We start from the raw sequence: 14,828 nt of genomic DNA on the forward strand, positions 1-14,828 counted from the left end.
ATTGTAAAGCGAATTTGATCGCAAGCCAAGTAACTGTAAAGCGAAAACAGTGTTTAACGACAATGCTGTCAAGCCAATCCCGTACTTAACCCCCTAACCCTGTAAAGTTTTTTCAGTGTAAGACATTATAATAGATTCCTCCCTTTAGACTACGTTGTTACTGCCTTCGGACTGCCTTGTCACTGCCTTTAGACTTCCATTACACTAAGGGTAGACTGCCTCTACACTGCCTTACACGGCCTTTAGCATACCTATTTAGTGCATGAAGATCAAAACGGCGACGGGCTGGTGACCGTCCACCCGCCATCCACCACCAGGCTCTGGCCGGTAATATGCCTTGCTTTATCCGACACGAGGAAGAGCGCTGCATCTGCGATATCGCACACAGTAGCCGGGCGGCCCATGGGTGTAATACGCGACCATACCTGTTCATACCCGGGATCGTTGAGGGTGCGCTCCGTGGCAGTAGCACCGGGGGCTACTGTGTTAACCCTTATCCCGAATTGAGACACCTCTGCCACCAGGTTCTTCGCCAGCATTTCGAGCGCCGCCTTGGTCATGGAATAAGCGGCGAGATCTTTATGCGCCTGATGGCCCGTTACGGAAGAGGTGAATAGCAATGCTCCGCCTGTGCCCTGCAGCTTCATCTGCCGGCAGGCCGCCTGCGCGAGAAAGAAAGTACCGCCGATATTCACCTGCAACACTTTAAAAAGTGAGTCGGCAGGGTAAGTCAGGAACTCGCCGAACAGGGTGATCCCTGCATTGGCAATAGCGATATCAAGGTGTCCGGTTTGTGTTACGGCGAAGGCAACAATTTCCCTGACGAAATGCTCATCGCTGCTGTTACCGGGCATGGGGATACACTTCCCGCCTTCGGCGTTGATCTTTTCCGCTGCGTTGATACATAAGGGCTCATCCACATCGTTTAAGAATACCGTAGCGCCCTGTATTGCCAGCTGACGGCACATTTCAAAGCCTATGCCGCAGCCTGCGCCGGTAACGATGGCCGTTTTATGATTGAAATCCATATCCGGAAAAATTGTTGGGTTAATAGGTATTAATGTGAATCACGGGTTACTTCACTGCCGGAGCCTCCTTTCAGGAAGTCGAAGTCAGCACCCTTGCAGGCTTGTTCCACATGCTCAATGAAGAGGCGCGTATAGCCGCGTGTATAGCTGCTTTTGAAGGGTACCTGCTTCTTCCGGCGTTCAGCCAGTTCCGCTTCGGGCACTTCAAGATTGAGCTGCCGGTTATCTACATCGAGGGCTATCCAGTCGCCGGATTCAATCAGAGAGAACGTACCGTTCTCCGCCGCTTCGGGAGATACGTGCAGCACTACCGTGCCGAAGCCGGTACCGCTCATTCTGCCATCCGAAATACGGACCATATCCGTTACACCCTGCTGCAGAAGTTTGGCAGGCAGCCCCAGGTTACCTACCTCCGGCATTCCGGGGTACCCTTTCGGCCCGGCGTTCTTTAGTACCAGCACGCTGGAAGCATCTACTTCCAACAGGGGATCGTTGATCCGCTTTTTGTAGTCTTCAATATCACTGAACACAACCGCCCGGCCCCTGTGCTTCATTAAATGCGGACTGGCAGCCGATGGTTTAATGATAGCTCCATTCTCACAAAGACTGCCCCGCAGCACCACGATACCCGACCGGTTATTGACAGGTGCATTAAAGGTGGTAATTACTTTACTGTCCCAGCTTTTGGCTTTGCTGATATTCTCAGCAACTGACTTTCCATTTACGGTGGTACATCCCCCATTTAACTGAACCTCCATCTGCTTCATTACAGCCGGCAGTCCACCGGCGTAATACAGGTCTTCCATGAAGTATTCCCCGGAAGGCTGCAGGTTGGCGATAAGGGGTACGCCATGTGAAAAGCGGTCGAAATCTTCCAGATCCAGCGGCAATCCTGCCCTGCCGGCAATGGCCAGCAAATGGATAACGAAATTGGTGGAGCCTCCTATGGCGGCGTTTACCATGATGGCATTTTCAAATGCTTCGCGGGTTAATATATCAGAGGGTTTGAGATCTTCTTTCACCATGTCCACTATCCTTCTGCCGGTGAGTTGCGCCAATACTTTCCTGTTGGAATCTGCAGCAGGGATAGCAGCATTACCGGGTAGAGAAAGCCCCAGCGACTCCACCATACAGGCCATGGACGAAGCGGTGCCCATTACGGCACAGTGGCCACGGCTCCGGCACATTCCCGCTTCTGCTTCATTCAGTTCTTCCTCGCTCATTACACCGGACCGTACATCTTCCGAAAAACGCCAGAGATCACTGGTGCCGATATCCCGGCCCCGGTGCTTGCCGGTGAGCATGGCGCCGCCGGATATTACAATGGCAGGAATGTCTACACTACAGGCGCCCATCACGAGCGAAGGGGTAGTTTTATCGCAGCCGCACATAAGCACCACCCCATCCAGCGGGTTGGCGCGGATGGATTCTTCCACATCCATGCTCACAAGGTTACGGTAAAGCATTGCAGTGGGCTTAATAAGCGTTTCTCCGAGAGACATGACAGGGAACTCCAGCGGGAAGCCACCTGCCTCTATAATGCCTCTTTTAACCGATTCCGCCAGTTCCCTGAAATGGGCATTACAGGGCGTGAGTTCCGACCAGGTGTTGCAGATGCCTATTACGGGCTTGCCCCTGAACTGATCGTCGGGTATGCCCTGGTTGCGCATCCAGGCGCGGTAAATAAACCCGTCCTTTCCCTTTTTGCCGAACCATTGCTGGCTCCTGAGTTGTTTTTCCATGGAATTCCGTATTTGTATCAGCTGCCTGTATGGCATTACTCAATATAATGCATACGGCCCGAAAGTAAAAGGCCCGCCAAACGGCGGGCCCTTTACTACAAAGCCAAAGCAGAAAATAATATCAGGGAATCGCCTGTTGGATCGTTCGGAGAAGAGAGCGTTCGTCGGTGGAGGGAAGATCCTGGTTCAGCTCCCAGATCATCACTCCCGCGGCCTTCTCACTGGCTGCAAACTGCACTTTGCCTGTAATAGTGGGCTGACCGTTGTACCATATGGTGCCCGCGCCCGAAACAATGGTTGAATCCCTCCCGGCAGCACCGGGATATGTAAGTACTATTTGACTGTACGTGCGCGCACTGGCCTCCGTTGCGGGAAAACCTGACCCGAAGCCATATCCGTAGAAAGGCAGGCCGATCAGCAGCTTACCCGCCGGCACCCCGCGGCTTTTGAAATATTGAAAATCATTTACTGCTTTCGCAACACTGGAATGCTGACCCGGCACAGCGGGGTTCCAGTATCCCGTTTCGTCGTACGACATGATGTTGATATAATCAAACTGTTTCAGCGTACTGTCAGCAATATTCTGTTGCGTCGTCCACCGCGCCAGTGCAGCAGTCATCACTTTCTTATTGGCATGTAAAGCCGTGCCAAGGGCACTCACAAAACCGGCATAATCTACATTGATGAGGTCATTTTCCAGGTCCACATCCACGCCTTCAAATCCATAACCGGGATCGGTAGCCAGTTGTACAATTTTGGCGATGAAGGCATTGCGGTTAGCGGGCTTAATGAGATGCTCCAGGTGAGCAGAAGGACTGCCGCCGCCGATCGCGAAATAGATCCTGATGGCACTGTTCTTCGTCCTTGCCGCATCCACCGCTCTTTTAAGCGCAGCCCTGTCGGGGCCAAGGTCTCCGTTCGCTTCAGGGTTAAAGAATGCGAGGGTAAGGTCGGACACCTTTGCCATGTCAGCAGTGCTTACCGGAGTTTCCCAGTTGCCATTCCAGCTGAACAGGTAGGCCTGTACCCTCATGCGGGAAGCGGGAGGTGCTTTATCAGGTTTCGCTTTATCAGGCGATGGTTTGCTGCAGGCCAGCAGGGGTATCAGCGCTCCAAAGAGCAGGAGTTTGGTCATCTTCATGCAGCGTACGTTTAAGGTTTAGCCCACCAAACCGGCACCATCCAGTCGTTGGTACCACCAATGCGTTTCAGTGCTTCATGGTAGTTGGCGGTATTGGTAAAGGCTTCCGTTCCCGGGTAAAACAGCCGGGCGAAGGGTACTTTGCCGGTTTCTGATTCGTTGCCCACGTCTACAATATCCAGCAGTTCGGGCCATCCTGTGCGGCGCTGATTGGCGAAAGCCTCATATCCGTTGGGGAACAGCGCCACCCATTTCTGCATATTAATGTGTTTGATGATACTGTCGGGCGGTTGGGGAAGGGGATGCGCAGTTACAAAAGCATCCACATCCGCAGGTGCTACTGCTGCCATTCCCGGGTACATCTCCAGTTGTTTCATAGCCGCGCGGATACCGTTATGATAGAACTGCTGTGCATTACTGCCACCCCAGCCTCTCGCAGCTGCTTCCGCGAGCAGAAACTGTACTTCTGCATAACCCATATGGAGGAACGAGGCCTGCAGCTCTGTAAAAGGCAGGTTGATGGTGCAGAACTTGCTGGCGTGCGGGATCACCCGGCCGTTAGGCGCAGTGAAATCGCCCCAGTTATCCCACCAGTACAATCCCGGTTCAACGGAGATGTAATTGGTTAGTTCAGTAATATCATTCCCTTCAGGGTCGCGGTTAATGAAGTATCTGCTCAACCGGGGATCGTTCTCTTTCTTCAGGTACCGCACGAAAGTGTTGGTACCGATGGTGTATTTAAAAGTAGACTCTTCATGGAATGCCTGAGATAATCCGTTACCACGAAGGTCAGGGAAACCGAAGCTCTCGTGGATGATCTTGAAATTATCGTCCGCATTAGCCATTACGCCCGCATCTATCGCCGCTTTCGCTTCACGCGCTGCGGTGGTGGCATCTTTCTTTGAAAGGCGCATAGCCAGGCGGAGCCGCAGGGAATTAGCAAGCTTCTTCCACCGGTCTACATTCCCGTTATACACGATATCATTCAGGAGCGCTTGTTTGCCTGCATCGAACTGTGCCACGGCCTCTGTCAGTTCCCTGAACATATCGCGGTAGATATCTTCCTGCGCATCGTACTTCGGTGTATAGATTTTGCCATAGTAGGCGATGCCTGCCTGAGAGTAAGGCACATCTCCATAGGCATCCGTCAGCAGGGAGAAAATATAAGCTTTCAGAATCCTTCCTGCAGCGATGTAATTGATCAGATCCGGATCGTTTTTCGAGCGTTCCAGCATATCAATGAGCTGCTTGAGGCTTTTGCCGTAAAACAGCTCCCACATGCGTTCGTTATAAAAATCGTTGCGGATGTATTTACCGCCCGAGCGCATGCCCCAGCTGCCGGTTACGTATTGGGCACGTGGCAGGAAGAAGTACAGGTTAGGATATCCCGTTTCCCGGCCGCCGGACAGGTAGTAGGCTGCGGCAGTCAGCTGCTGGCCTGGGGCTATGGAAGAACCGCGTGTGGGGTCGGTGTTAATTGAATCGAATTCTTTTGTGCAACTACCTGCCAGCGTTAGGGTGAGGCAGCTTATCAGAATATATGGAACGAGTTTCATGTTGGCCGTTTTAGAATTTTGCATAAAGGTTTACGCCGTAGGTTCTGCGGGTAGGAAGCGATCCGTACTCAAAACCCTGACCGTTGCTGTTATTATAACTGGATTCCGGGTCCACATTCGGCACGTGCTTGCTGATGGTAAAAAGGTTCCGGCCTATCAGCGATACTGCCAGTTCTCTGAAAACACCATTGCGGAGGAAAGATTTAGGGAAAGTATAATCGATATTCAGCTGGCGGATCTTCACGAAGGATGCGCTGTAGATGAATTCTTCGGGTATATTATCCGTCACACGCTGCCACCAGGCCTGAGGGCTCACGAATGCCGTTACATCGGTATAAATAGGTTTATTATCAGCATCCACACCGGTCTGGCGAACACCACTTACAGAACGGCCACCGGTAGGTACCCAGTTAGCGGGTGTTTGGCCTGCTGCGAGCCGTGCCCTTTCTGATTCAGCCCAGCCTTCACGGCCTTCCAGCGTATTCTTCTGCCGGCCGTTTGCGTGCGCGAGCAGGTTGGTCATAGAATAAATATGACCTCCCTGCTTGATATCTAAAAGTACACCTAGTGAAATATTCTTATAAGTGAAGCGGTTGTTGATACCGCCGATCCATTCGTACTGGCCGCTGCCGATCTTGGTATCCGTGGCATCATACAGTGGCAGGTTGTTGGCATCGAGGATGATCTTGCCCTGTTCGGTACGCTGAAACTTCCGCCCTACGATAATGCCATACTCCTGCCCTTCTTCCGCTACGATAGACGCATTGGCCCAACGTGCAGAAGCCAGTGTATAGAACCCGGAAACAAGCGGGCTCAGTTCCAGAATCTTGTTACGGTTACGGGCAAAGTTCAGGTTCACATCCCAGTTGAAATTTTTGGTAGACGCTGGCTTCACCAGCATCGTTACTTCCACCCCACGGTTACGCACGTTACCGGAGTTGATTACTGCACTGGTATAGCCGCTGGATGATGAAATGGGCGCATTAAGGATCTGGTTCCGGGTGTTGGACTGGTACCAGGTAACATCGAGGTTAAGACGGTTGTTGAAGAACACCAGGTTGGCACCTGCTTCGTACGATTTGCTGATAGAAGGCTTCAGGTCACTGAAAGGCACTTTATCCACCGCCACACCACCAATGGCATAACCTCCTACGATGGGTACGTCTGGGTTGCTGCCGTAGGTAAGTTTCAGTTGGTAAGGGTCAATGGCATCCGTTCCGGTTTGTGCGGCGGAGAAGCGCAGTTTACCAAAAGTGAGCACATTATTCTTCTGCAGCAGTTCCGTAAACACGAAGCTGAGTGATGCAGACGGGTAGAAGAAAGAGTTGTTGCCGGATGAAAGGGTCGACGACCAGTCGTTTCGACCCGTCAGATCCAGATAGAGGTAATTTTCGTAAGCCAGGTTCACAGCGCCATACACGGAATTGATACGTTTGCGTAGAATCTGTTCATTGCTGAGTTTGGTTTTAAAGTTATTGATACTCCGCACCCCCTTTACGCTGATGTCGCGGCCGGTAGTGTTGAGGAGATTCTCGTTATAGTCCATCCTGTTGCCGCCGAGGTTAGCTCCGATCCAGAAACGTTTCACCTGTTTGCCGTAATTGAGCATTACTTCGGTATTGGTTTCGCGGAACACGCGGTCTTTCAGGTTGATCATACCGCTCTGGTTAAAGGGGGTGGAAAACTCCATGAATTCCCGGAAACCGAAGCGCGAATAATCCGTACCCGTTCTTGCCTGAACCGACAGTTCGGGGAGCAGCTGGTACTTCAGCTGGATGAAACCATTGAGCCTGTCTTGCCGGCTGTTATTCGGCTGCTCGTAAATAGCCCAGAAGGGGTTTACCTGGTACTGGTTATTGTTCCAGTTGATGTAGTTCCCGGTAACGGGGTCTTTATATTCTTTCAGCCAGTTGATATCGATATTGGGTGCAATGCCGCTGAGTACATACCCGATGTTATTCGGATTGTCTGACAGGGCGGGCCTGTTGTTCACCTTTTCGTTCAGATAGGTGAACTTGGCATCTATGCTGAGTTTGGAGGTGAGCTGTGAAGATCCGCGCAATGAAAAGTTATGGCGGTTAAGGCCGCTTTCAGGCACAATATCTTTGTTATTAATATTGGTGTAGGTAAATCTTACCTGCGATTTATCGCTGCCGGTAGATACAGATACGGAATTGGTAAGGGTGAGGCCCGTGCGGAAGAAATTACGGATGGGATTCTGCGCTTTGGTGTAAGGCACACGGTTGCCGTTCCATAACCATACCATGCTGTCTGCACTCATTTTAGGTCCCCAGCTGGCCTGAGAATACCCGCGGGCGGTGTTTACATCACGGGGCAGCAATCCGTCGCGGCCACTGCCGTAAACATCCTGGAAGTCGTAGCTGCTGTTGAGCTTTTCCATTACTGCGTTGGAAGTAACTTCTACTTCCAGACCATTGCGGCTGCCTTTCTTGGTGGTGATGAGGATCACGCCATTTGCAGCACGACTGCCATACAACGCCGTAGCTGCACCGCCTTTCAGCACAGAGATGCTGGCCACTTCGTCGGGGTTGATGATGGACGACCCGTCGCCCAGATCGTACCCACCATATTTATCGGCTTGTCCGGGAGAGGAGTTATCTGCCGGGATACCGTCGATTACATACAATGGCTGATTGTTACCGCCGATAACTTTCACACCACGCAGGGTGACTTTTACAGATCCGCCCACGCCACTGTTGGTGGCACTGATGTCCAGACCGGCAACGCGGCCGCTGAGGGATTGGATGGGATTGGTTTCGCGTGCTCTCGTCAGATCGCTGCCCTTTACATCGGTAAAGGCATACCCGAGCGACCGTTGCTGCCTGCCGATGCCCAGTGCGGTTACTACCACGGTGTTCATGTCAATGACACGTTGCGGGGCAGCGGTATCGGGTTGTGAGCCGGGGTTGCCGGCGGCCTGTTTGATAATGATCTGGTTGCCGATAGCTTTAATGGAGTATTTGTCTGAAGGGAAAATTACTTCGAGTAAATTGAGCAGGGAGGCATCTTTGCGGTTGATGGAATACTTCTGACGGTTGGCCAGTACGCCGTTGGGATAGGCGAATGAAACGCCGGCCTGTTTTTCGAGTTGTGAAAGGATCGCTTCCGCGGATTTGTCTTCGATGGCCACTGTCAGCTTTTTTGACAGGGCATCGGACTGGCGCTGCGCTATGGCTGTAAAAGAAGCGCAGACCATCGCTATCAACAGTGTAATAGAGGGTATAGTTTTCATCTTTACTTTTTAAGATGTGAATAGCCGCCGGTGTGATGGATAGACATAGTGCTCCCTGCAGGATCGGCCGGCTGATCCCCCATGGCGGGCAATACATCTCCAAACGGCAGGCGCCGGTGATAAAATGGGAACTTTCGGTAAAGGTTTACTTTCTTCTGATTCTGGTTTTAAGTTTCGCTGTTACGATATTATTTGCGTATTAACTCATATTCGGTGTCAGACCTGCGTTGTATCTGCAGGTCGAGCATTTCGGCGAGCACGGTAAGTGCTTCGTCGAGGGGCATGTGGCTGAAGCGGACGGTGATCCTGCTTTCGCGCAGTTGTTTGTCGTTAGTTTCGAGGTCTACCCGGTAATAGGAAGCCAGTGTTTCCAGTACCACCTGCAGGGATTGATTGCTGAAGGAGAGATCGCTGTTACCCCATCCGCAGCGGTAGGCGAAGTTACCTTCGGGCTGTTTCACATCGCCGGTGGCCGCATTCACTACCGCCATGTTACCGGCGGTGAGGATCACTTTCTTACCGTTACCTTCCACACTTACCTTGCCATCCCATACCGTAACATCACTGAAACCGGCTGAAGTGCTGATATTAAAGGAGGTACCCAGCACTTTCACGACGCCTTTCGGCACCGCTATGCTGAACTGCCGCTGCGCATCCTGGCTTATTTTGAAGAACGCCTCTCCGGCAGTGAGCCGTAACGATCTTTCGCGGTTATTGATTTTATATTGTACCGTAGCACCGGGGCGGAGGAATACATCTGAACCATCGGGCAGGCGGAGACTGTCTTTCACAGTATGATGTGCCGTATAGGAGACCCATTCACCATCTCCCCCTTTCATCCACCAGTAACCTGCAAGGGCCATTAAAGGCAGTACTACTGCTGCCACCTTCCACCAGGTGCGGCCCGGCTTCATGGGAACCACTGTTGCGGGAGCGGGTTGGGTAATATGATCATTGAGCCGGTTCCAGCCAGATTGCATATCGAAAGGCTCCGGCGGCAGCTGCCGCGAAGCTTCCCACACCCGTTTGGCGTCTTCAAACAGGCGGCGGTTCTCCTCCCCGGCATCCAGCCAGTTGTTCAACTCCCGGATTTTGTCCGGGTTGCCGCTGTCGGCGAGGTAGTCGATTATGAATTTGGACAGGTCGTTTTCCATATGCTTATATTATGAAGACAATGCAGAAAAGAGATACTTTGATGCGAAACGAAATTATTTTTTGGGAGCCAGCTGGCTGCGCAGGGATTTCAGGGCTACAGACAGCTGGAAGTAAACGGTATTGAGAGTAATATTCAGTTTCTCCGCTATTTCGGAGGGCTCCAGGCCGTTGATGCGGCTGAGGAGGAATATTTCGCGGCAGCGGGGCGCCAGTGTCTGGAGGCACTGCATCAGCTCCTGCTGGAACAGAATATAGTCGGAAACTTCAAACAGAGAATCACCATCGGCCTGAAACCGGAGGATTTCGTCTCCAAGTTGGCGTTTCCGCCTTTTCAGTTCATTGATGCATTGGTTGGTGACAGCCCGGTAAAGGTAATTACGGACCTGGCCGGTAATGACGATCTGCCCTCCTTTATCCCACAGGTGTGCAAAAAGATTGTGAACCATGTCTTTGGCCAGGCTGCTGTCTTTCACCCAGCGGAAAGCCAGGAGGTAAAGGGCTTCGCTATAGGTGGTATATAATTCCTGGAAGACAGTTACATCCCGGTTACGCAACGCGTCGTTGACCAAGGCGGCAGAGATGAGCGATTCGTCTTTCATTCCCGTAATAATACAAAATATCCACATACTTTCCTGCCTGCAGATTCCCTGCAAGCCGGCAGGTTGGATAATCATATTCTCTATAATTAAAGAACCCGGAAGCGGGGATGCTTCAGGGTTCCTTATCTGCCGGAATATTATATTACCGGATAAAAACCTCACCGTCTACGGGCACAAAACAGCGCCCTTCGAGGCCTGCAGCAAGGATGGCGGAACGGTTATACTCCCTGTTCTCTGCACTGTGATTTACCGTTTCGAGATGCACCACGTAAACATTTGCATCAGGGGCATAGCGGGCAGTGGTTACGATATCGTTTACATCCATCACAATGGCATCACCGGTTTCGAACCTGGCAGCACCTCCATTTACCACGATATGCTTTGGCTGGTAGCGGTCGATAGCCTGTTTCACATCGTTACACCAGATCGTATCTCCTGCTATATACAGGCTATGCCCTTCATGCGCCAGTACATACCCGGAAACAATGCCCATCAGTTTACCAATTTCCCCGGTGCCATGTTGCCCGCCAGTGCGGTGGATGGTAATGCCTTCCCATTCGAGCCGGTCTTCAATAGCCACAATGTTGCTGAAGCCCGCCTGTTGAATGGCATCGGTATCCACCGGCTGGCAAAAGATCTGCATATCACGAGGTATCATGTTTTGCGCAACGGTATCCCAGTGATCGTTATGGAGATGCGTCAGGAGTACTGCATCAGTCTGAGCAATTAACTTCTCCAGTTCCGCCGTATCAACAGGAAGCTCTACCTTTGGGTTGCGAATTTCATTACCGGTACCCTGAATGGCAGAATAGGTATCCTTAGGTGCAAGCATGGGATCCACGAGTATTCTTTTGTTGTTCAGTGTGAGCCATAAGGTTGCATGCCGCAATAGTTGTACTGTCATTGTTTTTAATTTTACACAAAATTGTACCCTTGCAGCAATCCGGCCAAGAAGGTCACCAAAAGGTAACCCGGTTACTTAACAGTATCCCACATGACACAAACCCAGTTCAGATATTGCGGCCTCAACGTGGCCCTGAAAACGTTGACGGGAAAATGGAAACCCATGATCCTTTTCCACCTGTTCCGTACAGAAGAGATCCGGTTTAATGAGCTATGGCGCATCATTCCCAAAGTATCCAAGAAAGTGCTGTTGCAGCAATTAGGACAGATGGAAGAAGATGGGCTTTTGACACGTGAGGAACGGAAGGGTTTTCCGCCGGAAGTGTATTACCGTATTTCGGAAAAAGGCAGGGCACTGGGCAGCGTATTGGCGCAACTGGAAGCCTGGGCCAATACATACGCGCCACAACAGGTGCAACAGGTGTTCGACAGCGAAAAGCATGTGCAGCCTTTTGACTGAATACCCGCAGCAAACCATCAATGAAACTTATACCCCACTCCTGCTGTCCATATCCACCTGTCGGTTTTATTATGGAAGAAGGCAGGTACAATCAGCACGAAACTCCTGTAATCCAGCCGGGGGCCAATACCCAGCCGTGGCTCTGCTTTACTGTCAACAATCAGCAGTGAAGGAAACGCCGCCAGCGCAACGCTTAGTTCCGGGGTGAACTTTAGTTTGAGATGCGGGCCACCAACGTTGAATGCAATGGTTTTATCACCGAAAGAAACGCCTGCCATGCCTTCGAGACCTACTGAAAGTTTTCTGCGCGGGCGGGTTGAATCGGAAGATTGGGCAAATAGGAACTGGCCCGTCAGCAGCGCGGTTAATAGCAATACATACTTCATATCAAATGGGTGGTTTAAGAAAGGATTGTTTTCAGCGCAATACCGGCAACGGCAGCCAGTAGGATGATGAGGGGTTCCGGTATTTTCTGAAAGCGGTAAAGTGTAAGTATGGTAATGATGGCAAGCCCTATCGTCCAGCCATCTGTAAGAGAGCGTTTGCCTAATACGATCACCGCGCCGGAAATGGCACCGATAGCAGCTGCGGTAACACCATCCACAAATGCTTTAATGCCCGGATGCTTCCCATATTTGCGGAAATAAGGCGCCGGTAGCACCGTAAAGAGATAGCAGGGAAAGAAGGTGGCAAAGGCTGCCACACATGCCCCGGGAAACCCGGCTGTGAGGTAACCGATGAAACCGACAGTGATCACTACAGGGCCTGGTGTGATCATAGCCACCGCCACCGCATCCATAAACTGCTGCTCATTCAGCCATCCGTATTCCTTCACCACACCACCGTAGAGAAACGGTACAATTGCCAGTCCGCTCCCAAACACAAACGCCCCTGCTTTCGTGAAGTACAGTCCTATCTTCCACAACGTATCGCCCGATGCACTCTGCAGCAGCGGCGCCAGTATCAGTGAGGGCGCCATATTACTCCCCGGAAGCTGAAATCGCTTTGGCGGAGCCTTCACCAGCCAGTACAATACCCCTGCGCCGAGGAACAGCCACACATTCTCCGTTTCAAACCAGACAGTAAATACACCCGAAAGCAAATAGATACCGATCAGCCATTTGTTGGTGCCGATAGATTTACGGGTGAGCTTATAGGCGCTCATGGCAATGATCCCGATCACCGCAGCCCCTACCCCATAAAAGACAGCCTGCATCCAGGGAATGCCTTCCCAGAGGGTATACACATACCCCAGCGCGAGCACCATGAGGAAGGAGGGAAATACGAATGCCAGTCCGGCCAGGGTAGCACCTAAAACCTTGTAATGAACATATCCGATGTAAATGCCCAGCTGGGCCGCCAGCGGACCGGGCGCCAGTTGAGCCAGCGCCAGCCCTTCCCGATAATCTTCCTCACTGATCCATCCTTTGCGCTCCACGAGGTCGCGGTGCATATAACCCGCCAGTGCCACGGGGCCGCCGAAGCCCCATGTGCCCAGTTTCAGAAAATAAATAACGAGATCCCGCAGGGAATAGGCGGGTAAAGATGTTCCGATACCGTTCATACATGCAAGTTCGCCCTGTGCGAAACCAAAAAATAGAACGGAAATAACCGGGCTGGTACGGAATTTACTTTTCCGGGAGATTTTTCCGGTATTCGGAGGGACTTTGGCCGGTATGCTTCTTAAAAATGCGGGTAAAATGGCTCTGATCAGAGAAGCCGGTGAGGTAGGCGATCTCCGTCAGGGTATGCTTTGAATCGAGCAGCTGGATGGCTTTTTCTATACGCAGCTTGCGGATGTAATCGCCAAAGGAGAGGTTATCGAAGTATTTGGAGAACTCGCGGGATAAATATGCGGGATGCACCTGCAGGGTTTCCGAGAGTCCTTTGAGGCTCAGGCTAAGGTTGGTATCAATCTGATCCTGTATAATATCCCTCAGCTCCTTTGCCCATTCCGGCACTTTTTTGCCTGTTGCTTTTTGCTGGTGGAGGAACTTATTGAATACTTCCAGCAGCAGGTTTTCAAACGGCTGCTGGGTGTGACTTACGTTCTGCAAGTGTTTGGCCCAGCTGTAAAGGGCATCATAAAGCAGCATGCCTTTTTCGAGCAGGCGCTGATCATCCGGCTCGTTATAAGCCAGGCCGGCGGAGATAGCCCAGAGCCCGGATGCCTGGGAGGCCAGGTCGTGCCGGTCAGTATCCGCCCCTCTTACGATGGGGGCCATTACGTGTACGGCGGGGTCTGTGACCTGGTGCTTTTCGATCAGGAAATCGAACGTGCATTTATCAGCGTGGTGCGTGTATTCCACACCGGGAATGTCGAAAGGCGTGGCGCCCAGGGCTTCGGCCCGGGGTATTACTTCTTCGAACGGCACGTAAATGATCTCTGCGTCCGGGTCAATGAACCGGCGGATGAGCCATGGGCAGGCGAGGCGGTCGATCTTTGGGCGTTCGCGGGTAATCCATTTCATACAAATGCAATATACCTAAGCGAACAACCATTTGATCATGCCCCTTCAAATTTTTACTGCAATACCTCACTCACCTGGATCACCGGTATAATGTCGGTGTACTTGGCAATATCCTTCCGGATGGTATCTGCATAAGGCGCCAGAGCATTTTCGTAGGCCGACAGGCGCTCAAAATACAGGTAGCCGATAGCCGCGAAAGGCAACGGCTCCCCGGGCCGGCCGCTGGCAATGCCTTTATCGATCTTAACGGCTTTCAGGGAATCGCCCATCAGGGTGGCTACCAGCGGCATATGGGTATGCTCGTAGTAATGCATATCAAAATGCTTCCCCTCCGAATATGGATAGAGGATCGTCACTTTAATCATTCCCTTCCGGGTAACGGGTGAATCTGTTGAATCGGATGAATTTACTGAAACTGATGAATTGGATGATACTGCAGGAGGCTGCTGCTGACAGCTGAAAAGGAATCCGATGGATAACAGAACGAGGGAGAGTGTTGTTTTCATGGGTTTGTTTTAAG

Annotated in this window: 13 protein-coding genes; 1 reads left to right on the top strand and 12 read right to left on the bottom strand. The window is 51.7% G+C overall.

Annotation, left to right across the window (positions count from 1 at the left end; all coding sequences use genetic code 11):
• Positions 1–269: 269 nt before the first annotated feature.
• The 8 genes from DEV76_RS25495 to DEV76_RS25530 all read right to left on the bottom strand — a co-directional run bounded on the left by DEV76_RS25495 (position 270) and on the right by DEV76_RS25530 (position 11,378).
• Complete coding sequence (locus DEV76_RS25495; RefSeq protein ID WP_109700791.1) at positions 270–1,028, bottom strand: SDR family NAD(P)-dependent oxidoreductase; 759 nt, start codon at positions 1,026–1,028, stop codon at positions 270–272.
• Positions 1,029–1,057: 29 nt separating this feature from the next.
• Entirely contained in the window at positions 1,058–2,770 is a 1,713-nt protein-coding gene (locus DEV76_RS25500) for an IlvD/Edd family dehydratase (protein ID WP_109700821.1), read from the bottom strand.
• A gap of 121 nt (positions 2,771–2,891) precedes the next feature.
• The gene (locus tag DEV76_RS25505) at positions 2,892–3,911 is read right to left on the bottom strand and encodes a glycosyl hydrolase family 18 protein (protein WP_109700792.1); all 1,020 of its coding nucleotides are present in this window, start codon (positions 3,909–3,911) and stop codon (positions 2,892–2,894) included.
• Positions 3,912–3,922: 11 nt separating this feature from the next.
• Positions 3,923–5,467: a SusD/RagB family nutrient-binding outer membrane lipoprotein gene (locus DEV76_RS25510; protein ID WP_157963117.1), complete on the bottom strand. Its 1,545-nt coding sequence runs from the start codon at positions 5,465–5,467 to the stop codon at positions 3,923–3,925.
• A 10-nt stretch (positions 5,468–5,477) separates the two neighbouring features.
• A complete protein-coding gene (locus tag DEV76_RS25515) occupies positions 5,478–8,720 on the bottom strand; it encodes a SusC/RagA family TonB-linked outer membrane protein (RefSeq protein ID WP_109700794.1) in 3,243 nt (1,080 codons plus the stop codon).
• Positions 8,721–8,908: 188 nt separating this feature from the next.
• Positions 8,909–9,874, bottom strand: a complete 966-nt coding sequence (locus DEV76_RS25520; RefSeq protein WP_109700795.1) for a FecR domain-containing protein — start codon at positions 9,872–9,874, stop codon at positions 8,909–8,911.
• A 54-nt stretch (positions 9,875–9,928) separates the two neighbouring features.
• Positions 9,929–10,474, bottom strand: a complete 546-nt coding sequence (locus DEV76_RS25525; protein WP_157963118.1) for an RNA polymerase sigma factor — start codon at positions 10,472–10,474, stop codon at positions 9,929–9,931.
• Positions 10,475–10,616: 142 nt separating this feature from the next.
• Positions 10,617–11,378, bottom strand: coding sequence for an MBL fold metallo-hydrolase (locus tag DEV76_RS25530; RefSeq protein ID WP_109700797.1), 762 nt, complete (start codon positions 11,376–11,378; stop codon positions 10,617–10,619).
• A 90-nt stretch (positions 11,379–11,468) separates the two neighbouring features.
• On the opposite strand from DEV76_RS25530, the gene DEV76_RS25535 reads away from it, so the two are divergent.
• The gene (locus tag DEV76_RS25535; RefSeq protein WP_109700798.1) at positions 11,469–11,837 is read left to right on the top strand and encodes a winged helix-turn-helix transcriptional regulator; all 369 of its coding nucleotides are present in this window, start codon (positions 11,469–11,471) and stop codon (positions 11,835–11,837) included.
• A gap of 17 nt (positions 11,838–11,854) precedes the next feature.
• Here the strand turns inward: DEV76_RS25535 and DEV76_RS25540 are convergent, their stop codons facing one another.
• The 4 genes from DEV76_RS25540 to DEV76_RS25555 form a co-directional block, all read right to left on the bottom strand.
• A complete protein-coding gene (locus DEV76_RS25540) occupies positions 11,855–12,223 on the bottom strand; it encodes a hypothetical protein (RefSeq protein ID WP_109700799.1) in 369 nt (122 codons plus the stop codon).
• A 14-nt stretch (positions 12,224–12,237) separates the two neighbouring features.
• Entirely contained in the window at positions 12,238–13,401 is a 1,164-nt protein-coding gene (locus DEV76_RS25545; RefSeq protein WP_109700800.1) for a chromate transporter, read from the bottom strand.
• 64 nt (positions 13,402–13,465) lie between these two features.
• The gene (locus DEV76_RS25550; RefSeq protein ID WP_109700801.1) at positions 13,466–14,308 is read right to left on the bottom strand and encodes a chromate resistance protein ChrB domain-containing protein; all 843 of its coding nucleotides are present in this window, start codon (positions 14,306–14,308) and stop codon (positions 13,466–13,468) included.
• Between the two features lie 53 nt (positions 14,309–14,361).
• Complete coding sequence (locus tag DEV76_RS25555; protein WP_109700802.1) at positions 14,362–14,814, bottom strand: EthD family reductase; 453 nt, start codon at positions 14,812–14,814, stop codon at positions 14,362–14,364.
• Positions 14,815–14,828 lie beyond the last annotated feature (14 nt).

Source organism: Chitinophaga deserti (genome assembly GCF_003149455.1).
Lineage (GTDB): Bacteria > Bacteroidota > Bacteroidia > Chitinophagales > Chitinophagaceae > Chitinophaga > Chitinophaga deserti.